The sequence below is a fragment of the Daejeonella sp. JGW-45 genome (assembly GCF_029360805.1).
GTDB lineage: Bacteria > Bacteroidota > Bacteroidia > Sphingobacteriales > Sphingobacteriaceae > Daejeonella.
The window spans coordinates 115100-140881 of the sequence record NZ_JARKNC010000001.1; the positions used below are offsets into that span (position 1 = coordinate 115100).

A 25782-nucleotide genomic window follows, 5' to 3' on the forward strand; every position below is an offset into this window, starting at 1 on the left:
ACTCATTACGGGATCTAAAACACACTTTTTAAGAATATAACCGATACATTTTCAAACGCTTAATTCAATTGTAACAAATTAGTATCTTAGCTAAATTTGTCGGCTGCATGATGCTGATTACGCTATCTAAATTCAAACGTCTCGACTTTCTCTTTTTTGCCGGCATATTTTTGCTCTGCACGAATAGCTATGCCCAGGACGATACATTGAGGCTCCGGCTAAAGTGGCATCACCAATTCCAATTTGCAGGTTATTATGCTGCACAGATAAAAGGATATTATAAGGACGCCGGATTAAATGTGCAGATGCTCGAGGGCAGTGAAGTAAACCCTCCTGTAAAAACAGTGCTGGAGGGTAAGGCTGATTTCGGTGTCACGGGATCGGACATCTTAAGTTTTCATATCGATAAAAAACCTGTGGTTGTGCTATCTGCGATCTTCCAGCATTCGCCATATGTCTTTATCACCATGGCAGATAAAAAGATCAACTCTGCAACCGACCTTGCCGGAAAAAAAATAATGGCATCGCCCGATCAGGGCTGGCTGCTATTACAGGCGCTATTTCTGCGCGAAGGCATTCCCATTAAAAGCATTCAACTGATCGAGCACAGCTGGAATAACAATGACCTTGTCGATGGCAAAGTTGACGCAATCACTGGCTACAGCACGGCCGAGCCTTTTCAGTTCAGAAAAATGGGCCAAAGCATAAACCTGATCAGGCCAATAGATTATGGGATAGACTTCTACGGCGACCTCCTTTTCACAACCAGGGAGTTCGCGGATAAACACACGGCAAAGGTCGAAAACTTTACCCAGGCCAGTTTAAAAGGATGGGCGTATGCCATGTCGCATTCCTCCGAAATGGCAGACTATATCTTAACGCTTCCGGGGGTAAAAGAGCGAGGGCTTACTAAAGCCGACTTGATGAATGAGGCTGAGGAGATGCACAAACTCATTTTACCAGACATGGTGGAAATAGTCCATATGAATCCCGGAAGATGGCAGGCCATGCTGGATACCTACAAGCAGCTAGGCCTGGCAAAAAAGAATGACACAATAGAAGGCCTTCTTTTCGCGGGACTGGGCTATAAAAAAATAATGTACTTCGACATTCTCCTTTATTCTCTCGCAATCGGAGCGTCTCTGTTCATCATAGCTCTCGTCTGGAACTGGCAGTTAAGAAAGATAGTTCACAAAAAAACCATGGACCTTCAGAAGGAAATAATTTTCCGCAGGGACGCCGAACAAAGGCTTGAGCTTGCTATTGAAGCAGCCGGGCTCGGGATCTGGGAATGGAATCCGGACAATAATGGAATTAATTATGACCCGAAATGGGTGAGGGCTCTCGGCTACGACCCCGATAGATTCCTAAAAGAGATGTCATGGCTAGAACTTGTTCACCCTGAAGACAGCGACAACGTAAGGGAAAATATGAGGGGATTACTGGCCGGGAAATTGCCTGCCAGCAGTCTCGCCTACCGTATAAAAACTAAGGCCGGGCAATGGAAGTGGATACTTTCATTCAGCAAAATATTAGCCTTTAAAGAAGATGGAACAGCTGGCAACCTCATTGGCGCGCATCTCGATATCGATTTTGTAAAGGAAAAGGAACGTGAATTACAGGATATAACCAAAGAGCTCAGGAAGACCAATTCAGAGCTTGAGAAATTTGCTTATATCACCTCCCACAATCTCCGGGCGCCGGTTGTCAACTTAATGAGCCTGACACAAATACAGGCCGAAGAAGCACTCACACCGGAGCTTAATGCAGAAATAACCCAAAAGATCCATTATTGCGTACAGCAGCTCGACTCTACTTTAAATGACCTAATAGAAATTGTCGCAAGCAAATCCGGAAGCCATGTGCTAAAGGAAAACCTCAACATACAGGCAGAGCTTGACCTGATTGTACGAAGTATCGAAAAACAGGTGAGTGATTCGGGAGCGCGCATTGAAACAAACTTCGCAGAAGTAAAAAATATCTATTTCCCAAAAAGATTCCTCCATAGCATCTTGCTGAACCTGCTAACTAACTCAATCAAATACCGATCAGATAAACGAAAGCTGGTCATCACTATAAAAACACGTATAAAGAAGGATTTTACCGTCCTATACTTTAGCGATAACGGCATCGGTATGAATATGAACAAGTTTGGAAATAAAATATTCGGGCTATATCAACGTTTCCACAGCGAAATAGACGGGAAGGGCCTGGGCTTATACATCATAAAATCACAAATTGAATCGCTCGACGGAAAAATAGAGGTGGATAGTATGCCGGATGTCGGCACAACGTTCAAAGTTTCTTTCAGCAAGTCGGCACGCCCGTAAATATATCTGGCCGTAATATATCAGTGACAGACTTATATCACATCAACATCTGTATATTTTTAGAATATATTTATACGATAACTTGTTTACAAATCTTTTAATAAATACAATGAAGAAAATCTTTTTAACTCTAAGTATCCTGGCAGGAATGGTAGCTTTTATGTCGTTCGACAAGCCAGTCAAAGACGTGACTTATACAGTCGATACGGAAAAGTCTACGATCGAATGGACCGCAAAGAAAGTCGGCGGCGGTCATGCCGGCACCATTAAAATAACTTCGGGCACCCTGGTAGCTAATGGCAAGGCCTTAACAAAAGGAACCTTTTTGATAAACATGTCTAGCATTACATCAGATAATGCCCGTGTTACAACGCATTTGAAGTCTGACGATTTCTTTGCAGCTGAGAAAAACCCGAATTCAAAATTTGAGATCACCAAGGTAACAGCTGCAGGTGCAGACAGGGTAAATATCGCAGGGAACCTGACAATTAAAGGTATTAGTCAACCAATATCATTCCCGGCTACCGTGAAACAACAGAAAGATATAATAGTAGCAGTAGCCAATGGAATCCGTGTAGACCGCACAAAATATGACATTAAGTTCAGGTCAAAGACTTTCTTCCTTGACATCGGCGACAGAGCTGTAGATGATGAGTTTGAACTGAATATTAATTTGGTAGCGAAGAAATAAATAGAATAAGGAACAAAGAGCAAAGAACAAGGACTGCAGGTCGGATAGGTATTTCTCGTCTTTTGCTACTTGTTTCACGCCGGGTATGTTACCGGTCTTTATTCTTTGCTCTTTGTTCCTTGATCCAATTACAGTATCCTAAACCCCTCCCCCTCATACCCAACTTTCGCAATTGCTTTAGATTTTGCGTGGTAGAACAGGCAGTCCCAATTACCTTCGGCTGCCTTTATTCCGTATTCTTCTCTCAGCTCCATTGCACGCCTGCCGTCGAAGTCATATTTAGCCATGAACTTGCGAAGAAGTTGTTCAGGCTCAGGTAAAATATCACCGCCGAAAAAGACTGTCTGATTATCTTCTTCGATAAGAAAAACCTGGTGAAATTCACTGTGCCCACCAGTAAGCTCATACGATATTTCATCATTCAGTTTACCGTTCCCTTCTACAAAGTGTACACTACCGCTGCGCTGAAGAAAGTCAAATATCTCAGTTTTATATGACCTTGAAGGCTTGCTATAAGCCGCTTCCCACTCGCCCCGTTGGATGACATATTCTGCATTCGGGAAGCTCAGGGATATACTGTTTCCGGTTTGATCTATCATCCCTCCCGAATGGTCAAAATGTAGATGCGACATCAAAACGAGGCTTACATCGTCCGGGTCAAAACCGGCCTTACGGATATTGCTGTGGATTATTAGCTCGTTCTCATCGTTCCGGAATCCAAGTCCCGCATCCAAAACGATCAGGTCCTTTTTGGTCTTTACAAGGAAAGGCTGAACGTAAATAAACAGAGAGCCAGGCCGGTCTTTAGGATTGTGTATTTCACGGTCGAAAGGTAAAAATGTTTTCGAGCTATCTACCGAATATGATCCTTCGTATAAGGCTAAAGCTTCCAATGTCTTTGTATTTTATGAGGTTAAATTCTATTTTTACGGCTTACCAGGTCAAAGATATGCAAAAAAGGTGGGTGGAGCAGAAGGTTCAGGATCTTGCTGAGATTGAAGAGCTTCGGCAAGCTCTCAAAATTGATGCTGTTTTGGCAAGGCTTCTTGTTGGCAGAGGAGTAAACAGCTTTGAAAAAGCCCGGGACTTCTTCAGGCCGACCCTCGAACATCTTCATGACCCCTTCGGAATGAAGGATATGGACCTTGCCGTAGCCCGTATAGAGACCGCTATTGCCAATCATGAAAATATCCTGGTTTACGGCGATTACGATGTAGATGGAACCACCTCTGTTGCACTCGTTTATAGCTTTTTTAAAAAGTATCACTCAGCGATAGATTTTTATATTCCAGACAGGTATAAAGAAGGCTATGGGATATCTTCTCAGGGCATAGATTATGCCAGCGAACATGGATTTACCTTGATCATCGCGCTGGACTGCGGAATAAAATCCATTGATAAAATTGATTACGCAAATAGCATGGGTATTGATTTTATCATTTGCGACCATCACCTGCCTGGCGATACCCTTCCTGCTGCCTTTGCAGTCCTCGATCCTAAACGGGCTGATTGTGAGTATCCTTATAAAGAACTGTCAGGCTGCGGTATCGGGTTTAAGCTTATACAGGCTTATTCCCAAAAAAATAACATTCCGCTCAGTGATATTTTCTGCTATCTGGACCTGGTAGCAGTTAGCATTGCCTCAGACATCGTTCCCGTAACAGGTGAAAACCGGGTGCTTGCCTGGTATGGCTTGAAAAAATTAAATGACGATCCCTGCAAGGGTCTCTCTGCATTGATGAACTTGTCCGGCCGGAGGGAGAACTTCACCATCACTGACGTTGTCTTTACAATAGGTCCGCGTATCAATGCCGCCGGCCGTATCGACGACGCAAAACACGCCGTGAACCTGCTGATAGCCGAGACAGAAGAAATAGCCCTTGAAAAAGGCCAGGTCATCAACATAAAAAACACTGAGCGCAAGGAGCATGACAGCACTATTACCGAACAGGCCCTGGCATTGATCGCCGCTGATCCTCAACTGATCAGCCGCAAGACCACCGTAGTGTATAACCAGGAATGGCATAAAGGGGTTATTGGGATAGTCGCATCCCGGCTAACGGAAAAATATTACCGGCCGACGATCGTAATGACCCTTTCCAATGGCCATGCCGCAGGATCAGCCCGTTCCGTATTAGGGTTTGATCTGTATGAAGCATTATCAGAATGCAGTGACCTGCTCGAGCAGTTTGGCGGGCATAAATATGCTGCCGGACTAACCATGAAGACTGAAAACATTCCGGCATTTCAGCAACGGTTCGAGGAAGTAGTTTCCCGAAGCATCCCGGATGAGCTGCTGGTTCAGGCCATATCTATTGATGCTGAAATCGAGCTCAGCAGTATCGACCCGAAATTCTATCGCATATTAAAACAATTTGAACCTTTCGGCCCGCAAAATATGGCGCCCATATTTCTTAGCAGAAATGTCTATACTTACGGCTCCGCTTCTACCGTTGGCGGAAAGCATTTAAAGATGACCATACGTCAGGATAAACAGACATTTTTTAACTGTATAGGATTTGGCCTCGGCGACCACTTACCTTTGATAAACAGTGGTATACCGTTTGACATTTGCTATACCATCGAGGAGAACACCTGGATGGATAAAACATCATTGCAGTTGAATATTAAAGGCATTCGTACACTACAAACAGCTTAGCTTCTCAAAGAAATGATCTTAAAAGCTGAACACCTGGTAAAAAAATATAAGCAGCGTACTGTTGTTAACGATGTATCTTTCCACGTATCGCAGGGTGAAATTGTGGGACTACTCGGCCCGAATGGTGCCGGGAAAACCACTTCTTTTTATATGATCGTCGGTCTTATCAAGCCCAACGAGGGCAACGTCTATCTGGATGATGCAAACATAACAGAAGACCCGATGTACCGCAGAGCGCAGAAAGGGATCGGCTACCTCGCACAGGAAGCCTCTGTATTCAGAAAACTCACGGTTGAGGATAATATCAAAGCCGTCCTTGAGATGGGCAAGCTCAGTAAAACCGAGCAGGCCGATAAACTGGAGCAATTAATTGATGAGTTCAGCCTGCATAAGGTAAGGAAGAACCGCGGCGACCTCCTGTCGGGGGGTGAAAGGCGGCGGACAGAAATCGCCAGGGCGCTTGCCGCCGACCCAAACTTCATTCTTCTTGATGAACCATTTGCCGGCGTCGATCCCATTGCTGTGGAAGAGATACAAAGCATTGTAGCCAAGCTTAAACTGAGAAATATCGGAATCCTGATAACCGACCACAACGTACAGGAAACCCTTTCAATAACCGACAGGGCCTACCTGCTGGCCGAAGGAAAGATCATGCTTACAGGAACCCCTGTAGAAATCGCAAGTAACGAGATGGCCAGGAAATTCTACCTTGGCCAGAACTTTGAGTTGCGTAAAAAGAAAATCTAAGAGCGGCAATATCTCATCTCATGACAATCGTAAACTCTATTTTTACCTGGATTATGAAAAAGCGGATGCATCAGATCCAGCTTTTCATAAAATATCCGCATGAGGTACAGGACGAATGGTTTCAAAACCTGATATCTGCTGCTCAGCATACCGAATGGGGCAAAAAATACGGATATGCCAGTATCTATACCCAGGATCAGTTCAAGGAACGGGTACCTATCCAAAATTACGACTCCCTTAAGCCTTATATAGAACGTATGCTTGCCGGCGAGCAAAACGTGCTATGGCCTTCCGAAATTAAATGGTTTGCCAAGTCGTCCGGCACCACCAACGACCGCAGTAAATTCATTCCGGTTAGCGAGGAGTCTCTCGAAGAATGTCATTTCAAGGGCGGGAAAGACCTGCTGACGATGTACTGCGATAACCGGCCCGATGCTAAGATTTTTACGGGGAAGTGCCTCGTGCTGGGAGGAAGCCATCAGATAAACCAGCTGAATGCAGACTCATGTTATGGCGACCTTTCTGCCGTACTGATAAAGAATTTACCATTCTGGGCCGAGTTTTACCGCACACCCGATATGTCGATCGCTCTGATGGATAACTTCGAGGAAAAGGTGGAAAAGATGGCTCAGGCTACAATAAATGTTAATGTTACTAATATTTCGGGAGTTCCAACCTGGAATATCGTACTGGCCAAACGGGTGCTGGAAATCACCGGTAAGAATAACCTGCTGGAAGTATGGCCAAACCTGGAGTTCTATTTTCATGGCGCTGTTAATTTCAATCCGTACAGGGAGCAGTTTAAAAAATTGATCCCTTCTGATAACATGTATTATATGGAAACATATAATGCCTCAGAAGGCTTTTTTGGGATCCAGGATCAGCCTGATTCTGAGGAGATGCTCCTGATGCTGGATTATGGCATTTATTACGAGTTTCTGCCTATGGAGCATATTAACTCCGAAAATCCAAAAACGCTGGCGCTGGCAGACGTCGAACTCAATAAGAATTATGCATTGATCATTTCCACGAACGCCGGTTTATGGAGATATATGATCGGCGACACGATCAAATTTACCTCGCTCTCGCCTCACCGCATTCAGATTACCGGCCGCACTAAACATTTTATCAATGCGTTCGGTGAGGAACTTATTATCGACAACGCCGAGAAAGCTCTTTCAAAAGCCTGTGCAGAAACGAATGCCATCATAAGGGATTATACGGCCTGTCCAATTTACTTTAAAGGAAATGATGCTGGTGGGCACGAGTGGATCATAGAGTTTGAACAGCAGCCTGATGATATTGAAAAATTCACAGACCTGCTTGATGAAACCCTGCGCCAGGTGAATTCTGATTACGATGCCAAACGTTTTAAGGATATGGCGCTGCGCCGGCCTTTGGTCCACGTTGCCAAAGACGGTTTATTTTATCACTGGATGAAAAATCGCGGGAAACTGGGCGGTCAGCATAAAGTTCCGCGACTGGCAAATGACAGGACCTATGTGGAAGAGATACTGAAAATGCTATAAGGATCAAGGAACAAAGAGAAAGGATTAAAGACCGGAAAACTACCAATTAGAGTAAAGAGCAAAGAACAAAGATTTGAGCCCAGCTCTCCGATTTGCAGTCTTTGTTCCTTGCTCCTTATTCCTTGCTCCCTTTTTTAGGAAATACCAGCGACGCCACAATACTCGTCGTTAAAATAAACAGAATTATAAACAACGAATGGCTCGTCTTGAAGCCCATGTCACTAAGCCAGTGATGGCCCAGCATCTTCACTCCGATGAATACCAGCAGGAACGATAAGCCTGTTTTAAGATAGTGGAATTTGTGTATAACATTGACCAGCAGGAAGAACATAGATCTTAATCCCAGGATGGCGAAGATATTAGAGAAGAAAACAATATAAGGGTCTTTAGTAACAGCGAAGATCGCAGGAATTGAGTCAACCGCGAAAATAAGATCGGTAAATTCAACAATGAGAAGAACAATGAAAAGCGGTGTGATCATCCTCTTCCCGTCAATTTTCACAAAGAACTTGTTACCGACATACTCGGGATGAACCGAGAAGTACCTGGATGCAAAGCGGACCACCCGGTGGTTTTCGGTATCTATCGTTTCCTCCTGATTCCTGTTGACAAACATCATAGCCCCCGTGTAGACCAGGAACGCTCCGAACAGATAGAGTATCCATCCGAACTCATTGATCAGTGTTGAACCAAGGAAGATAAACAGGAAACGCATAACAACTGCGCCCACGATACCCCAGAACAATACACGATGATAGTATTTCTCATTGACACCAAAGGCAGAGAAGATCAGGACCATCACAAATATATTGTCTACCGACAAGGCATACTCAATTACGTAGCCCGTGAGGAATTCAAGCGCAAGATTTTGTTTATAGATAGCCAGGCTCGCCGAATAATTCTCGGGTATCAGGGTGATGTTATGAAGGTGCTTCGTTGTCACTTCCTGCAGCTGCGCAAAATTGGTGATACCATGAAGCACCTCTCCTTCGCTCAGAAGAATGAAATAAAACCCGATCGCAAAGCTAACCCAGATAAAGCTCATCACTGCAGCCTCCTTCATGGTAACCTTCTTGTCAGTTTTGTTAAAAACGCCAAGATCGATTGCCAGCATCAGAATTATAAAAAGCAGAAAGCTGCCGAAAAATATAGACTCGTTAGACATTATTTTTTACGTTCAGTAGTAAAACGGACAAGCTGCTGCAATGCATCGCGCGAGCTATGTGCCGGTAAATCATTTAATATATTAAAAGCTTCTTCCTGGTAGGCCGCCATTTGCCCGGCTGCATAATCCATGCCACCGCTGCTTCGTACGAAATCAATTATCTCAGAAACTTTATCGGCATCTTCATTGTGATTCTTTACCAGGTTGATCATCTTGCGCTTTTCCGAAGCGCTCGATTTGCTTAAAGCATAGATTAAGGGAAGCGTAATTTTTTTCTCTTTAATATCTATACCCAAAGGCTTACCGATCTCATCCGTCCCGAAATCGAACAAGTCGTCCTTGATCTGGAAAGCGATACCAACCTTTTCTCCAAACAGACGCATCTTTTCCACCGTAGCCGCATCGGCACCCGCTGAGGAAGCCCCGCAGGCACAGCAGGAAGCTATCAGCGAAGCAGTCTTCTGGCGAATAACCTCGTAATAAACCTTCTCGTCAATATCCAGCCTTCTTGCCTTCTCTATCTGAAGCAATTCTCCCTCGCTCATCTGTTTTACTGCCTCAGAAACTATCCTCAGCAATTCGAAATCATTGCTATTGATCGATAACAGCAAGCCCTTTGACAGTAAAAAATCTCCCACAAGGACCGCAATCTTATTCTTCCACAGCGCATTAATAGAAAAGTAGCCGCGGCGCTCATAAGAATTGTCGACCACGTCATCATGGACAAGCGTGGCTGTATGAAGTAATTCAACCAATGCCGCACCGCGATGGGTGGCCTCGGTAATTCCTCCGCAAAGACTCGCAGAGAAAAACACGAACATTGGCCGAATTTGTTTTCCCTTCCGCTTTACGATATAGTGCGTGATCCGGTCAAGAAGCGGAACAGAACTCTGCATGGAAGCTTTGAACTTCCCTTCAAAAGTATCAAGTTCTTCGGCGATAGGTTTTTTGATCTCGTCGAGACTTAGCATTAATTCTTGGAACCGTTTAGTATGAAATTATTTCTGCAAACATATTGAAAATGCGGGATAATTTCGGCACGAATTAGGGAAAGGCCCATCCCCCTATCTCCAGTGAGTCAGGATCAGCGATACTACCAATAAAGAAACTAAACTATACCCTGCATCGATGCCAAATAGCTTCCACGATTTCTGCTCCCATACAGTTGCACCAAGATGGCCGGGGAAATAGAATCCTAACCAAAGAAAGAAAGCAGAGCTTAAGGCATTATTAAAAGGGCCCATTTCAGGAACGCCCGGCACGAACTGCCACGCAGCCAAATTATGCGCCAGTACCCATGCGAAGAAAAAATTCCCTATGACCATAAAGATCATTCCTTTTATCATCACTTTAGGGTCCGGCTTCGTCTTCGGATCATACCCCATCTCTTTTCCCCATATCTTCCCGAAAAGAGGCGTGTACCAGATAAATCCAATAAAGAAGTTGACAACTACTGCAACCAATATCGCAGCCATGTTTAGGTTTAGTTCCATGTTGGTCCTTTTAAGATTCCCTACTCTTCTGGATTTTCGGTCACTCCCGTTTTTTAAATGGGCACTGCTCCATTGTTGAAAGTATATGTCTCTCAAACATATAAGATTAAATATACCATATTCTGATTTATCTGCCAGCTAAATAAAAACCCCACAAGGGATAAAATATTTTCGAACCAAATAAGGCCTAACAGGTGTAGTTTGACGAAAATTTAATACTTTTGCCATCCCTCCAGCAGGAAAGGCCAGAATTACCCGGAGAGGTGTCAGAGTGGCCGAACGAGCGAGCTTGGAAAGTTCGTGTACTAGCAATGGTACCGTGGGTTCGAATCCCACCCTCTCCGCAAGAAAATGCTGTTCCGACAACGTCGGGACGGCATTTTTTGTTTTAAGCGTTGCGAGCCCAAGCTTGCAAAATCGAGGAAACAAAAAATGACAATAGCGAAGTGAAACGAAGCGACAGCATTTCGTTGCTGCTCTGAGAATGAGTTGAGCAATATCTTAGGAAACCGTTCGAGGAAATCCGAAATTTTATCGGGGAAAAGAAAGTTAAGCTTGTCGATGATTCGTAAACTAACTGAAATACTGAATATTCCAGCAGAGGTTCTGATCCAGGCATATTAATAGTTCGCATCCGACTATTTTTAACGAACACTTCTGTTCAATACGCCAGCAGCCTCCCACAGGCAATAACCCCGATCCATACCACTATCGAAACAACTGCCAATACCTTAGAAACCGGTGAAAGCTCCGTTTGTCCGCCAGAATCCGTCTTAAAGACAAACCGGTGGAAGATGAATACATTGACTGCTGCCACGATAATAAGGACTATTTTTAACCAGAAAGTGGGATCTGTACTGAGCGACTTTGCATTGGTCATAAATAGTAAGATGCCTGAAGGGATTATCAGCCATAGCCCTCTCCTGGACCATGGCAATAGATGGCGGGACATTCCCCAGAGGGGAAGATTCCGGGAAAAGCCCAGGAGCCGGAGGTCAAACATAAACGCTGCACCAACCAGCATGACAATTCCTACGATATGTACGATCTCAAGAGCCGGGTATAACCAGAGCGACTGGCGTATTCCGGCAGCCCAGCTCGTATTCTCCAGCCAGTCGGCAACCCGGGCTACATCGAAAAACACCTTATCTTAACTCGTATTTTTTGTCGCCTACATAGATCCGCTCGGCGCGCATCTCATTCTTCCCGCTTTTGTGAGGATAGGCAACTAACCTTACAGCTGTACCCTCCTTAACCATCTCCGGCGAGAGGCCGCGGTCATTCATGCGGGTCGTCGGCGCAAGGTAGACTGTTGTCGAAGCCCCCTTATACTTTACCGTTGCCAGGGCATGCGGATTTTCCCAAACCAGCTTTTCAATGGTAGCTTTGTAGTCGATAGCCCTGGTCTGATCGTACTCAGCCCAGCCATGATGAAAGAACGTAAACGCGGTGGCCAGCAAGAGAACACCTGCCAGCGATAGATTTCTTAAATAAGCCATAACCCGTAATTTATGTGAATATTAATAACAATATAACCCTTTATTAAGACAAAAGCCAGCCTGTTATGTTCAAAATATTATCAATATTCCGTCTTCCGGTTACAATCTCGCCAAAAATGCGCTATGGCACTTCTTTTCATCAGCGATCAGCACCACTCCGAATAAGATTAATTTCATGTCTTAATGATGAAATTCTTTATCCAATTGCTCCCGGACTTCAGGATGTCTCTTCACGTATGCTGAAACAAAAGGGCAATAAACCATCACCGGCTTTTTATGTTCTCTAGCATATTGAAAAGCGTAGGCAGCTAATGCCGATGCGAGGCCTCTTCCTTTCATGCGTTCAGGAACCAGGGTGTGCATAAAAGCAATATCCTTTTTATAGAACCGGTATTCCAGGAAAGCAATTTCATCCCCTTCGTGAATTTCAAAGTGCATCTGCTGCTCGTTGTTTATGATCTCATATTCTGCTGCCATTTGCGGTTTCATTATTATAAAAAAATGACAGAGCGCCGCTAGGACATTTTTTAACTTGCTCAATTATCCTTTCCGATGCTGCCCCATGCGGGTTTATCCAGGCTTTTTTCTTGTAATCAAATACTTCAGGCAATTGCTTCCAGCACCTTGCCGCATGCTGGCAGAACTCCGGTTTCCAAACAACCGTTATTTCATCATTAGCATAGTTGATTTTCTTTTCGGTTTCACTGTCTTTGAAAAGAAATGTCCGGACTTTAATATCCCCTTCCAGGATTTTTGAAATAGGACAATGATTTGCGATTTCCAGCAATCGTTGTTTTTGCTCAGCTTCAACCGGACTGAGAAAAATTATATCACGATCAATAATGGTTGTTATCTTCCCCCGTCCCACCGGGTCGTCCGGGCCGGCTTCTTTTGTTTCCTTATACATATTCGCATTGACGACGATTTCAGGGATATCCCAACCTTTACGGTCGATATACATGCGCATGGTAACCAAGGTGCATGATGCAAGCGATGAAAGCAAAAGTGTGAATGGGTCGGGGCCCATATCTTTTCCTCCTGATGTTACAGGTTCATCAGCAATAAATTTTCCGTTACGCCACTCAATAGTGCATTGGTATTTCCCGGTGCCGATTGTTCCATGAACCGGATTTTCTAATTTGTATTGCATTATTTATTAAGTGATTAAATTTATTTTTCAGGATGATTATTCATTATTGAATTTAAGTCATGTCCCCCATTTTATCAACAGGTTTTCCAATCACTAGTATCCGGTTAAAATTGAAATTTCAATTAATATGTTCTTATGCTCAGTATTGGATATTTATTACTGATTTTTAAAAAAGCAAGCCCCCTATAAAAATACATGCAGATTTGACCCCTAAGGTGTCCGCCCGGATGAACGCCGTTAGGACGGGGTCAACATGTTTATAGAAGAATTCATTATGGCCTTTTCCGACCCCGAGGGTGGTCGTGTGTGAAAATTTTAAGCATATACGACCACCTTCGGGGTCGATTTATCTGGAATATCGATCACTATAAACATGTGACCGCCTTCGGGGTCAAAAAGCGAAATCTTTTAATCGGACACTAGAGATTTTCCAATCAATCAATCTTCCGGCTTTTTCCTCATAAAGATTCTTGTATCTGAAAGATCTTACGGAAGAGTATTCATCACACATTTCCATAAATATTCGATTCTCCCCCATCAATGGCACTGGTCTGCCTGCTAGCGTTTCAGAATAAGATACCCTTTGTTGATTGCGGTGATCACCTCCCCGTTTAGAGTTCTACGGGTTTTTATGAGATAATAATAAACGCCGTCGACAAGAGGCACATTGGTGTTGGTAAGCATGCCGGTATTGGCATAACCCTTGAACACGCGTTCCCGCTCGTCGTAGCCGTTCATTGTAAAAACCTCGTTCCCCCACCTGTTAAAGATCCGGACTTCATTATCCGGGAATGAAACTATATTTTCAATGATAAAGGTGTCGTTACCAAGCCCGTCACCATTGGGTGAAAACAACGGATCAATTTTAATGTCAGGATTTGGAAGCGGCTCACTGTCCTTAACAAGGTCAGAGATCACAGGCGGGTAAACATCCCCGATGACGACGATTGCGCTCCTGCCGATCCTGACCTCCGGATCTGAGGTTGAAGCGATCTGCACGTTGATGATTTCCTCATCTTCATCAATATCATCTGTCAGGGCTGCGACAGTGATCTTTTGGGTAGTGACAAGCTGGCCTTTGGGAATAAGCAGCTGCATGTATTGATCGAGCAGGGCATAATCGCGGTCTCTTATAGCAGCTCCTGAATAAGCGATCTTTATCACCGCATCGTCCTTATAAGGTTTCTCGAGCCTGGCCGTAATAGTTATCTTCCTTCCTTCGGTGACATTAGAAATAGCGGGGGTAAGATGTACTATCGTATATGGAACAACCTGGATAATGAGATTAGCTGTGTTGCAGACTCCGGCTGTATTGCATATTTTATATGGAATAACTTCTGTTCCCCAATAGCCCGCGACCGGCGTATATGTAAAACTTCCGTCTCCCCTGAAGATGATCGATCCATTCTCTGGCTGTGCTGCAAGGCTGAAGGTGAGCGCCAGGCTTTCCCTGTCGAAATCGTTCGGGGCCGTTGTACCGGAAACAGCAGCGTCTTCATAGGTTTTGAAAGGGTCGTCGACAGCAACTGGCGGACAAACGCCGGCGATGACTTCTGCACTTGCACTGAACGTACATCCCAGGGCATCCGTTACATTGATCTCATACAAACCTGCCGGAAGGCCGGATAATACGTTGGAGGTCTGCGGATGATCTTTCCATGATAATCTGTAAGGTGCGGTTCCGCCGCTTACCACTGCGGTGAGCATGCCATCGCTCGATGTTCTGCAAACCGTATTTTTAACTGTCAATGAAACCCGCAGAGGAGCAGAGGGCTGGGTGATGGTTACGTTCCGGGTTAAAGAACAGCCATTGGCATCCAGGATAGTGACGCTATAGCTGCCTTGCGGGATCCCGTTAAGGCTTGCCGTCCTCTGCCCGGTGGACCAGTTATAACTATATGGCGCGGTGCCCCCGCTGACAGTTAGGTCTATGACTCCATCAGCCCCCCCGAAGCAGCTTACATTCGTTTTCGCCACGCTAAGCGCGAGCGCCTGCACGGGCTGCCCGATCGTGATCTCCTGGGTTTGCGAGCAAGCTTTTGCATCAGTGATAGTTACAGTATAGGTTCCTGCGGTCAGGTTGATGAGGTCCTTGGTTGTACGGCCGTTGCTCCAGATATAACGATAGGGAGCCGTGCCGCCGCTGACCGTCAGGCTGACCGACCCGTTGCTTTCTCCAAAGCATTTTACATCATTTTTAGAGAAACTGATGCTTATCGGCTCAGATGGCTGGTTGATGATAACTGTCTGCATAGAGATGCAATTATAGGAGTCTGTGATGGTAACGCTGTAAGTTCCGGCCGGGACATTCCTGATATCGCGCGAAGTCATTCCATTACTCCACGCATAAGTATAGGGAGCCACTCCGCCTCTTACAAATAAAGCTACAGCCCCGGTGCTCGAACCAAAGCAGTCGATATTGACGATCCCTGTTATCCCGGAAACCAGTGGTTCTGCTGCCTCGCGGATAATTACATTCGAATTTAATACTTGCCGGCAGTTTGGATTTGCCAGATCGCGGATCTGTATATGATAAGTGCCGGGTAACAGGTTGCTGAAGACCGGTGAACCTTGCCAGCTTATGCCCTCGTCTTTGCTATACTCATAATTTCCATAGCCTCCGGCAGCGTTTACTACGGTGATACTCCCATCGGCTGCGCCGCGGCAGGTAACGTTTCTGAATTCTACGGTTCCGCTTAAGACCGCCGGCTGGCTGAGAATAAGGTTTGCGTCAATAATAAATACACAGGCAGGGTTTACCGCATCTCTCATTTGGACGGAATAACTGCCAGCAGCCAGACCACCGAAGGTGTTTCCATTTTGCCAGCCGGCGCCGTTATCGATACTATATTGATAGCTGCCTGAGCCGCCGCTGATGTTTGAAATGGTGATCGTCCCATCGGCGGCTCCAGAACAGGTTATATTGGAAGCGGCTGCCAGCGCGCTTAGAGCCGGCGGCTGGCCGATCGTAAGCGAAGCGTTTACCGTAAATATACACGAAGGGGCAGATCCATCACGAACCAATACCTGGTAAGACCCTGCAGCCAGGTTATTAAAGACCGTTCCGCCCTGCCAGATAATGCCGCCGTTAATGCTGTATTCATAAGTACCTGAACCACCGCTGATACTAACCAGGCTGATCGACCCGTCACTGCCGCCGAAGCAGCTCACATTTATTGAATTTGCTGCAGCACTAAGCGCCGATGCAGGCTGAGTGATCGTTACTGACAAAGCTGTGCCTATAGTACATCCGTTGACATCTGAAACGTTTACGGTGTAGGTGCCAGCCGGCACATTGATCAAGTCTGCCTGAGTAACGCCGTTACTCCACAGGTATGAATAAGGTGCGGTACCCCCTGAAGCTGCAACGCTTGCCGAACCGGTACTTGCACCAAAACACAGAACATTCGTCTGACCGCTGATCGCGGCGGTTAAAGGAGCTGCAGGCTGAGTGATCACCAGGGCGTTATTGACAAGAAACGTACAGGATACATTTCCAGCATCCCTGACCTGCAGGTTATAAGTAGCCGGTATCAGGCCGGTAAAAGCAGCGCCGGCTTGCCAGGTTCCGCCGCCGTCAATACTGAATTGATAAGAGCCAGATCCGCCCGAAACTCCGGTAAAGGTTATTGTTCCATCTGCCGCCCCAAAACAGCTCACATTCGTACTGCCAGCTAAAGCAGCTAAGGGGGCTGATGGCTGGGTAATCGTAGCAGAACCCGAACCCGAATTCGAACATAAGGCATCAGAAACGGATTCAATTGTATAGGTTTTGGTAGAGGTCGCGCTGACTGAAAAGCTATAGGAATTGGTATTGATGTTAGGGATGGTAAATGAGCCCGTTCCGTCAGAATAGGTAATAGTCCAGGGCGCGGTACCGGTCAGCGCAACATTCAGCGTTGCATCCGCCCCATAACAAACAGTAGCATCTCCGCTGATCGCGGCAGTAGGCAGCGGGTTCACAAGAATGGTATATACGCTTACCGGACCCGGGCATCCATCGGAGATGGGAACGATCGTGTAAGTTACTGTTCCGGGGCTGGTACCCGAATTAAAGAGGGTTTGGGAAGGAAGCTGTGTTTGATTTGTCCCCGTACTTTGGAAACCTGTTATTGAACCTGAAACTGTAGTCGTCCAGTTAAATGTAGTTCCGGCGACTTCCGAACTCAGGTTAACTGCGGCACTCGGACTACCAGAGCAAACCGTCTGGCTTAAAGCTATCGAGCTGAGAAGCTTTGGCGGTGGATTCACATGGATGACATACGTGGTTGCCGGACCAGGGCATCCGTTTGCGCTAGCAATAATGGTATAGGTAACTGTACCTTCAACGGTTCCGCTATTGCTGATCAGCTCTGCCGGAATATTTCCTGTTCCACTAGCCGTAAATCCTGTGATATTACCGGAGGAGGGAACCGCGGTCCAGGAAAAAGTGGCTCCGGCGACATCGGATGTCAGGACCACTTCAGTGGTGCTGACGCCTGCACAGGTTACCTGGTTTAGAGGGGCATTGGTGATCCTGGGTAAAGGGTTTACAGTTATCTGGTAGCTCATTGAAGGTCCGCTGCAATCACCGGCGTTAGCTGTAACTGTTACTGTTCCCGTTATTGGACTTGTTCCGTTATTGATAGCAGTAAAAGCAGGAAGTGATCCGTTGCCGCTATAGGTGGCGCCCAGGCCTGTGACTGTCCACGCAAAGGTGGCTCCGGGAATGTTGCTCGTAAATATTTGCTCAGGAATCGTGGACCCATGACAGGCTGGCATGTTCGGAACCGCAACAATAACCGGCAGCGGATCAATTGTAATAGTGAAACTAACTGGATCACCGGCGCATCCATTCAGGGTGGGTATAACGGTAATCGTGGCAGTGATTGGGCTGTTGGTCGTATTCGTACCCGTAAAAGAGGGCAGGGCACCAGAACCGCTGCCTGCGAGTCCTATCGCAGTATTTGAGTTTATCCAGCTATATGTGGCACCGGCTGGTGTGCTGATAAACGCACTGGCCGTAACAGTAGATGAGGCACAATATCGTAAATCAGGAGGCTGATTTACGATCGGCCGTTTGTTCACGACTACGGTAAAAGGCTCTGCATCACTGACACATTCCGCATCAGACACAGTCACCACATAATTTCCAGCCATCGAAATATCTGCGTTTGGCCGGGTCATAGTGCCTGTTGATTCAGTGAGAGTATACCCTCCCGGCCCGGTCCAGTGATATTTCGCCCCGGGTATGGTAGTTTTAACTGAAACTATGATCGTTTGTCCTTCACACACAGGGCTGTTCGTTGTATTTAAATCCGGCGCTGCCGGCGCACCCGGGCTCGAGATCGTAAGAATCGGGCCTGCAGTAACACACCCGTTTGAACTTTTTACCATTACCGCATAACTTCCAGGAGAAAGACCGGAAAAGGTTCCTCCCGTAGAATATGCGCCGCCGCCGTTTATGGAGTATTCGAGAGGAGAATCCCCGGAAGCAGTGATTGTAATTGTTCCATTATTCGCACCACAAGAGGTCTCATCCGTTGCAATTGCTGAAACTGTAGGCAACGGATTCACAGTAATTACATAAGAAGAAGGAGTACCTGCACACCCATTAACATAAGGGGTTACCGTTATCGTAGCTGAACCACTGCCAGTAGCTGTAAAACTGGGCACGTTGCCGGAACCGCCAGCGGGAAGTCCGATCGCAGTATTTGAATTCGTCCAGGTATACGTGGCCCCTGCCGGAGTGCTGGAAAAATTAGTTGCAGATACGGTATTGCCCTCGCAAACAGAAAAATCTGCAGGAACAGTGACCACGGCCGTGGGACTAACCCTTATGGTATAACTTGAGGATGGGCCGATACAGTCGTTCAGAACCGGCGTCACCGTTATTGTGGCTATTATTGCGCTTGTTGTTCCATTAGCAGCCGTAAACGACGGCACATCACCAGAACCGCCGGCTGCGAGCCCGATCGCCGGATTTGAGTTTGTCCAGGTGAAGCTCGCACCGCCGGGCGAGCTGCTGAATGCGGTAATTGGAACAACAACTCCAGGACATACCACCGAATTGGAAGGTACCGTGGCAACGGGCATAGGATTGACCGTTATTACGGCTGCATTTGAAGTAACCGTTCCGCAGCTATTGGTTATCACGACATCGTATGAAGCCGCATCTGAATTAGCTACAGAGGCTATGTTAAAAGTGGCAGCATTTGCACCGTTAATGTCAAAACCATTCTTTCTCCACTGGTATGACATGGCGGTGGTGCTGGTAGCTGTTACACTCAGGTTGAGGCTTGATCCAATACAAACGCCATCGCTGAGGGGCTGTACAGTTATTGCCGGGATGGAGTTAACGGTGACACAAACTGTTGTCGAATATTTATCGCTGGCATCAATACTTCCTGCACTACCGGTACAAATATTATCTACTAATGCCCGGTAACATGTCCCTGAAGTTAACCCTGAATAGGTAAGCGTATTAGTATTATTATTGATGGGTGTCCAGGTCACCCCTCCATCGGCGGATGACTCCCATTGCAAAACCGGCCCGGTATTTCCGGAAACAGTCAGAGTCCCACTTGCAGGCGAACAGGCGATCAGGTCACCCGTGATAGTACCCCCACTTGTCGCAGAAGCATTTTGAGAATAGTATAAAAAGACAGGTTGTGAAGTATTTGAGCATCCTGCACCGGAGTTGGTAACGATCCGTCTGATCCGGTAATCGCCTGAAGCATTGCCGGCAGGGGTCAGTACATAATTAGTAATATCATTTTTCGAAATATCTGCGGAGTTCACCGGAACTCCGCCTCCATTGACAATGGTTGAATAAGGCGATCCACTGAAGGACACCTCCCATCGAAAGGTATTTCCCGTTCCGGTTGGCGCAGTGCCCTTTATTACCTGGTATGAATTGTCGCCACAAGCCGTATTATAAACGGGCTGTCCACCTACGAATGCCAAAGTATTAGGACCGCATTGCGCAAATATGTCGGGAATCCAAGCCTGAAGGATAAAAAGGGAACAGACTAATATTCTGGAAATGAGCTTCATGCCTCTGACGAGATATTAAAAATCGAGCGCCCTTGAAGAGAACCGTCAGAATTATACGAAATCGCGCAAAATTGGTTACAAAATCGTGCATCCTTCATTCAACTGACAGATCCTTCTGATACGCTTAAGCCCGGTTTAAATAAAAGTAGATGCAAGATAAATATTTCTACCATAGGGAATCTTAAGCTATATCAGAATTTACTACCAGTAGATACTATATAGCGCCACTATGATACCGATCACGATAAGCGCACCGACAGTAAAGGAAGGCGCGGTTTTAAACATGCTGCTATCCACTTCAAGTCCATTGGGTTTAATGCCTTTGCGATTCTCGTAGATACTGATGAAGAACATCACAATCACGCAGATCAGGAATACGAATCCCATCCTGTCGATGAACGGTATTTCATAAACGCCATCTGCATTCAGCACCGCGAAACCGGATGAATGAAGAAATTCGAGGTTAACGTAATCCGGCGAAACCTTAAACAAGCAGGAAAGAATAAACCCTCCGATAGTCGCAAAAAGTGCGGCATTCGAAGTAGTTTTTTTCCAGAAGAATCCTAGCAGGAACATGGCAAAGATACCCGGGGATACAAACCCGGTATACTCCTGTATGTATTGGAAGCCACCTTTTTTATCAATACCTAAGTAGGGCGCGATAGCCACTGCAAGGATCATGGAAATGACAATAACCCACCGGCCTACCTGAACCTGCTTCTTTTCATCCGCATCCGGGTTCAATTTTTTTTTGTAGATGTCAAGGGTAAAGATCGTTGCTATGCTGTTAGCTTTCCCGGCGAGTGAAGCCACTACTGCCGCGGTTAATGCCGCAAACGATAAGCCCTTCAACCCCACAGGTAACAAATTAAGCAGCACCGGATAAGCACGGTCTGCCACCACTTCGCCGTTCTGAAGCATCTCTGTTGCGAACACTCCTTCTTTATAAAGAACAAATGCTGCTATTCCCGGAAGCACTACAATTACGGGCATCAGTAATTTCAAAAATGCAGCAAACAGGATTCCACTGCGCGCGGTTTTAAGATCCGCACCAAGTGCCCGCTGGGTGATATATTGATTGCAGCCCCAATAGTTCAGGTTCACGATCCACATACCGCCGACTAAAATAGTAAGGCCCGGCAAGTCTATAAAATGGGGATCCTCTTTCTTAAAGATCATATCGAAATGACCGCCTGCATTCTGGGTCATCAGGTTAAAACCGTTTAAGGGGCCGGCAGACCCATAATGCTGGGCAACCAGATCAAGGGCAAGGTAGGTGGTCACTAAGCCCCCGAGTATGAGAAATACCACCTGTATAACATCCGTATAGCCTATCACATTCATCCCGCCCAGGGTAATAACGATGGCGAACACCGCCAGGGCTATCATACACAGGCCGAGATCAAGCCCTGATATACTGCTTATCGCGAGAGCCCCGAGGTATAAAATAGACGTAAGGTTAACCACTACATAAAGCAAAAGCCAGAAAACGGCCATGATCATTGCCACCGTATCGTTATACCGGGTTTTCAGGAACTGCGGCATGGTGTAGATCTTATTCTTAATATAGATCGGGATAAAAAACACAGCCACAATAATAAGAGTTACTGCAGCCAGCCATTCATAGGCGGCGATAGCCAGCCCCATGGAAAACCCGGAGCCGCTCATGCCAATAAACTGTTCTGCTGAAATGTTCGAAGCTATCAGTGAAGCCCCGATAGCCCACCAGGTAAGTGAATCCTTAGCCAGGAAATAATCTTTAGAATCTTCGTGTTTTTTGCGATTATAGACATATAAACCATAAGCACTTACAATCAGGAAGTAGATTAGAAATACAATGTAATCGGGCGTCTGCATTTTTTAATAGCTTGGTTAAATAAACCTATTAAAAAATTTGGAATAAATAAGGAAGAAAGATTTGAGGAGTGATCAGTGATCGGTAATCAGTAATCAGTAATCAGTAATCAGTGCGAACGTACCTAACTGTTAATACAGTCACCGATACTGATTACTGATCACCCGGCGGAGCCACTGATTACTAATTAAGCCAGTGTCAGCTCGCCTCTCAAATTCGTTTCCAGCAGTTCAGCAATCTTTTTCCTGTTCTTAACGTTCCCAAACAGGTACATCAGCTTGGTTACTGCAGCTTCGAATGTCATATCATAACCACTTACCACACCCATTTCCTTGAGTTGCCGGCTGGTTTCATATCTGCCCAGCTCTACCGTTCCAACCTTACATTGAGAGATATTCAGTATGAGCTTGCCATCTTTTATTGCTTCACGAAGAAGATCGAGGAACCATTTTTGGGTTGAAGTGTTGCCTGAGCCAAAGGTTTCCATAATGATAGCTTTACAGTCGGAACAGAGGGCAGCTTTTACAATATGAGGGCTTATTCCCGGATAGAGCTTTAACACCCCTATAGCACTATCCAGCTTTTTATGAAACTTAACAGGACCTTCCCCTGGTTTCAAAATATCGTTCTTATTAAATTCGAGGTACACGCCGGCCTCGGCAAGCACCGGACAATTTGGCGACCTGAACGCCTCGAACTTATCAGAATTATATTTAAAGGAGCGGTTGCCACGGAATAACTTATAATCAAAATAGATACATACCTCGGGAACACAGGCCTTGCCCTTTTTCTTTTCAGCCGCAATTTCGAGCGCGGTGATCAGGTTCTCCTTGGCATCAGTGCGGATACCGTTAACCGGGAGCTGGGAGCCCGTTAATATAACAGGTTTGTTCAGTCCTTCGATCATAAAACTCAATGCCGAAGCGGTGAAGGACATCGTGTCGGAGCCGTGAAGTATGACAAAGCCGTCGTAATCATCATAGTTGGCCTCAATCAGGGTAACCAGTTCTTTGTATATCTCCGGGCTCATGTTTGATGAATCGATGAGCGGATCAAACGAGTGTACTTTAAAACTATAGTTTAGCCTTTTCAGCTCCGGAACATTGTCTGTAATCTGATCAAAATTGAATGGAACCAGCACGCCCGTTTTAGGGTCGGTAACCATCCCGATGGTTCCACCGGTATATATAATCAGAACATTGGTCATTTAATAATTGGCTGAAGGAGGGGTAAATATAAAAAATGGTATTGAGGTTTGAGCTATGAGCTATCGGTTTTGGGCTGTGGGCTTTGAGCTGTGGGCTTTGAGCTAGATGCCAAAGATGGTTTTGGAATTTGAGGTCGTTATGCGGGCGACTTCTTCTATCGAAACCCGCTTCAGGTCGGCCAGCTTTTGTGCAACATAAACCAGGTAGCTGCTCTCATTAGGTTTGCCGCGGTAAGGAACAGGTGTCAGGTAGGGCGAATCGGTTTCCAGAACGAGATGATCCAGGCTGACATCCGCTATCACTTTATCCAGCCCCGAATTTTTGTAGGTTAACACTCCTCCTATCCCCAGGTAAAAACCAAGGTCTATAACTTTCCTTGCCTGCTCCGCAGTGCCCGTAAAACAATGAAATATCCCTTTTAACCTTGAATCTTTCAGCTCAGTGAGTATTTCAAATATCTCATCAAAAGCTTCCCGGCAATGGATCACTATCGGCAAGCCCGCTTGCTTGGCCCAGTCAATTTGTTCTCTGAATGCCAGCTTCTGATATTGGAGTGTTGTCTTATCCCAATAAAGGTCAATTCCGATCTCGCCGATAGCATAGATCTTCCCCAGATCAACGGCTTTACGGATTAATACCAGCTCCCCCGGGTAATTTTCCTTCACATCGCAGGGATGCAAGCCCAGCATCGGAAAACAATTTTCAGGATACAATTTACTAAGGTTAAATACCTGCGCGACCGATGAAGAATCAACGTTGGGCAGAAACAACCGGTCTACTTTGTTATCAAAGCAGCGCTGCATCAACAGGGTAAGTTTTTCGGGATCTGCTTCGTAATATAGGTGAGTGTGGGTATCAGTAAGAGTCATAGCGCAAAATACTAAAGAAGCAAGAATCAAGAGCCAAGAATCAAGACTTTGTGCCGTGACTATTTAAAAATGGTCTCCTATCGATTACATTACATACATTAGACTCCATTTCTGGATAAAATATCATATCACCGATACAGTCCTGGTTCTTGGATCCTGGCTCTTGGCTCTATTTGATCAGGTGCTTAAGCTGAATGATCTCCTTTTCTTCCAGGTAGCGCCATCTTCCTCTTGGCAGGTCCTTTTTTGTAAGATTGGAATATACTACCCGGTCGAGCTTTACGACTTCGTAGCCCAGGCTTTCAAATATCCTCCGCACGATCCGGTTCTTCCCGCTATGGATTTGAATTCCTACTTCCTTCTTGCTTCCTCCGGCCACGTAACTCACTTGGTCAGGCTTGATCAAACCATCCTCCAGCTCCAGGCCGAAAGCAATCTTATTCATGTCGCCCTGAGATAAGCTCCGGTTGAGTTCAACATTATAAAGTTTGGTAATATTATTCTTTGGATGGGATAGCTTATCGGCCAGGTCGCCATCATTGGTCATCAGTAAAAGACCTGTTGTGTTACGGTCCAGGCGGCCCACAGGATAAATTCTCTCCCTGGAGGCTTTTTCTACAAGACTCATCACGGTTTTACGCTCCTGCGGATCGTCTGTGGTTGTGATGTAATCTTTAGGTTTATTGAGAAGTACGTATACTATCTTCTCCCGCTTGAGGCTTTGCCCGTTATAGCGGACCTGGTCTTTTGCAGGATCGACCTTGGCACCAAGCTCTGTTACAGGTACTCCGTTTACCGACACTACGCCTGCCGCGATCAATTCATCGGCCTTCCGGCGGGAGCAGATCCCTGCGTTTGCGATAAACCTGTTTAACCTTATCAGGCCATCATCCTTGGCGGCCGCAGGCTTCTTGCTTCTTTTATTATCGAACCTTTCTTCCGAACTCCATTTTTTGTCATCGGTTCTGAATTTAGGCTTTTCCGATGTACTTGAAAATTCTGCGGAACGGGAACGAAAAGGCTTATCGCTAAACTTTTTCGAGGGGGCATTCTTATCGGAAAACTTGTCACCGTATGGCTTTCTCTCAGCCTGTGACTTGTCGCCATACGCCTTTCTGTCGCTGAACGACCTGTCTCCATAAGGCTTCCTCTCGCCCTGCGGACGATTCGGGTAAGGCTTTCTTTCGGCACGGTCGCCGCTGTCTGACCGGCCAAAGCTTTTCGGGCTTCGTTTTTCACCAGAGAATCCGCCACCAGATTTATCATCTGACCGTTTTGCTCCGGTTTTGAAGGGCTTTTTGAAATCATCGCCAAACAATTTCCTTTTCGTGTTGTTACTGCTTTCGGATCTGTCTGATTTACCCTTGACGGCAGAACCGGCGGCAGGTTTAAACGACCGGTTTGGTTTTTCGGATTTGTCGTCCCGACTGTTCCTTTTGTTTTTGAATGGCATGGTTAAGTTTTATCTCTCAAAAGAGGCAACAAAGATACGCAAAAATAAGCAACTAGAGGTGGAGGAGGTCAAAAAATCAAACCTGGAATCAACCTAGAA

18 protein-coding genes and 1 tRNA gene are annotated in these 25782 nt (G+C 45.8%); 6 read left to right on the forward strand and 13 right to left on the reverse strand.

Annotated elements, in window-relative coordinates; genetic code table 11:
• Positions 1 to 107: 107 nt before the first annotated feature.
• Together P2W76_RS00535 and P2W76_RS00540 are read left to right on the forward strand one after the other, a co-directional pair.
• Positions 108 to 2330: an ABC transporter substrate-binding protein gene (locus tag P2W76_RS00535; RefSeq protein ID WP_276345482.1), complete on the forward strand. Its 2223-nt coding sequence runs from the start codon at positions 108 to 110 to the stop codon at positions 2328 to 2330.
• A 109-nt stretch (positions 2331 to 2439) separates the two neighbouring features.
• Complete coding sequence (locus tag P2W76_RS00540) at positions 2440 to 3021, forward strand: YceI family protein (RefSeq protein WP_276345483.1); 582 nt, start codon at positions 2440 to 2442, stop codon at positions 3019 to 3021.
• Positions 3022 to 3149: 128 nt separating this feature from the next.
• Here the strand turns inward: P2W76_RS00540 and P2W76_RS00545 are convergent, their stop codons facing one another.
• Positions 3150 to 3914 carry an MBL fold metallo-hydrolase gene (locus P2W76_RS00545; protein WP_276345484.1) on the reverse strand — a complete coding sequence of 255 codons (765 nt, stop codon included), beginning with the start codon at positions 3912 to 3914 and terminating at the stop codon, positions 3150 to 3152.
• Between the two features lie 56 nt (positions 3915 to 3970).
• Here P2W76_RS00545 and recJ point away from each other — a divergent pair, with 56 nt between their 5' ends.
• Genes recJ through P2W76_RS00560 form a run of 3 tightly spaced genes read left to right on the forward strand, consistent with a single transcriptional unit; the run spans position 3971 to position 7956 of the window.
• Positions 3971 to 5680 carry a single-stranded-DNA-specific exonuclease RecJ gene (gene recJ / locus P2W76_RS00550; protein ID WP_276346069.1) on the forward strand — a complete coding sequence of 570 codons (1710 nt, stop codon included), beginning with the start codon at positions 3971 to 3973 and terminating at the stop codon, positions 5678 to 5680.
• Between the two features lie 12 nt (positions 5681 to 5692).
• A complete protein-coding gene (lptB, locus tag P2W76_RS00555) occupies positions 5693 to 6427 on the forward strand; it encodes an LPS export ABC transporter ATP-binding protein (RefSeq protein ID WP_276345485.1) in 735 nt (244 codons plus the stop codon).
• A gap of 20 nt (positions 6428 to 6447) precedes the next feature.
• Positions 6448 to 7956 carry a GH3 auxin-responsive promoter family protein gene (locus P2W76_RS00560; RefSeq protein ID WP_276345486.1) on the forward strand — a complete coding sequence of 503 codons (1509 nt, stop codon included), beginning with the start codon at positions 6448 to 6450 and terminating at the stop codon, positions 7954 to 7956.
• A gap of 115 nt (positions 7957 to 8071) precedes the next feature.
• On the opposite strand, the gene P2W76_RS00565 is transcribed toward P2W76_RS00560, so the two are convergent.
• The 3 genes from P2W76_RS00565 to P2W76_RS00575 all read right to left on the reverse strand — a co-directional run bounded on the left by P2W76_RS00565 (position 8072) and on the right by P2W76_RS00575 (position 10614).
• Positions 8072 to 9121 (reverse strand): TerC family protein, encoded by a 1050-nt coding sequence (locus tag P2W76_RS00565; protein ID WP_276345487.1) that lies wholly within the window; start codon positions 9119 to 9121, stop codon positions 8072 to 8074.
• A complete protein-coding gene (locus tag P2W76_RS00570; RefSeq protein ID WP_276345488.1) occupies positions 9121 to 10092 on the reverse strand; it encodes a polyprenyl synthetase family protein in 972 nt (323 codons plus the stop codon). The genes P2W76_RS00565 and P2W76_RS00570 overlap by 1 nt, the downstream gene beginning before the upstream one ends.
• A 93-nt stretch (positions 10093 to 10185) precedes the next feature.
• A complete protein-coding gene (locus P2W76_RS00575) occupies positions 10186 to 10614 on the reverse strand; it encodes a DUF1761 domain-containing protein (RefSeq protein WP_276345489.1) in 429 nt (142 codons plus the stop codon).
• 257 nt (positions 10615 to 10871) lie between these two features.
• Between P2W76_RS00575 and P2W76_RS00580 the strand changes: the two genes are divergently transcribed.
• Positions 10872 to 10958, forward strand: a tRNA-Ser gene (locus tag P2W76_RS00580).
• A gap of 317 nt (positions 10959 to 11275) precedes the next feature.
• Here P2W76_RS00580 and P2W76_RS00585 read toward each other — a convergent pair.
• From P2W76_RS00585 to P2W76_RS00625, 9 genes are all read right to left on the reverse strand, one after another.
• On the reverse strand, positions 11276 to 11758 hold the full coding sequence (locus P2W76_RS00585; RefSeq protein WP_276345490.1) for a DUF6644 family protein: 483 nt from the start codon (positions 11756 to 11758) through the stop codon (positions 11276 to 11278).
• A gap of 1 nt (position 11759) precedes the next feature.
• Positions 11760 to 12113, reverse strand: coding sequence for a DUF6152 family protein (locus P2W76_RS00590; RefSeq protein ID WP_276345492.1), 354 nt, complete (start codon positions 12111 to 12113; stop codon positions 11760 to 11762).
• A gap of 180 nt (positions 12114 to 12293) precedes the next feature.
• Positions 12294 to 12590, reverse strand: a complete 297-nt coding sequence (locus P2W76_RS00595) for a GNAT family N-acetyltransferase (protein ID WP_276345493.1) — start codon at positions 12588 to 12590, stop codon at positions 12294 to 12296.
• A complete protein-coding gene (locus tag P2W76_RS00600) occupies positions 12574 to 13263 on the reverse strand; it encodes a (4Fe-4S)-binding protein (RefSeq protein WP_276345494.1) in 690 nt (229 codons plus the stop codon). The genes P2W76_RS00595 and P2W76_RS00600 overlap by 17 nt, the downstream gene beginning before the upstream one ends.
• A gap of 558 nt (positions 13264 to 13821) precedes the next feature.
• Complete coding sequence (locus P2W76_RS00605; protein ID WP_276345495.1) at positions 13822 to 20208, reverse strand: PKD-like domain-containing protein; 6387 nt, start codon at positions 20206 to 20208, stop codon at positions 13822 to 13824.
• Between the two features lie 291 nt (positions 20209 to 20499).
• Complete coding sequence (locus P2W76_RS00610; protein WP_276345496.1) at positions 20500 to 22155, reverse strand: sodium/sugar symporter; 1656 nt, start codon at positions 22153 to 22155, stop codon at positions 20500 to 20502.
• Between the two features lie 185 nt (positions 22156 to 22340).
• Positions 22341 to 23360, reverse strand: a complete 1020-nt coding sequence (locus P2W76_RS00615; RefSeq protein WP_276345497.1) for a type I asparaginase — start codon at positions 23358 to 23360, stop codon at positions 22341 to 22343.
• Positions 23361 to 23462: 102 nt separating this feature from the next.
• Positions 23463 to 24230: a TatD family hydrolase gene (locus tag P2W76_RS00620; RefSeq protein ID WP_276345498.1), complete on the reverse strand. Its 768-nt coding sequence runs from the start codon at positions 24228 to 24230 to the stop codon at positions 23463 to 23465.
• Positions 24231 to 24399: 169 nt separating this feature from the next.
• Entirely contained in the window at positions 24400 to 25683 is a 1284-nt protein-coding gene (locus tag P2W76_RS00625; protein ID WP_276345500.1) for a pseudouridine synthase, read from the reverse strand.
• Between the last annotated feature and the right edge of the window lie 99 nt (positions 25684 to 25782).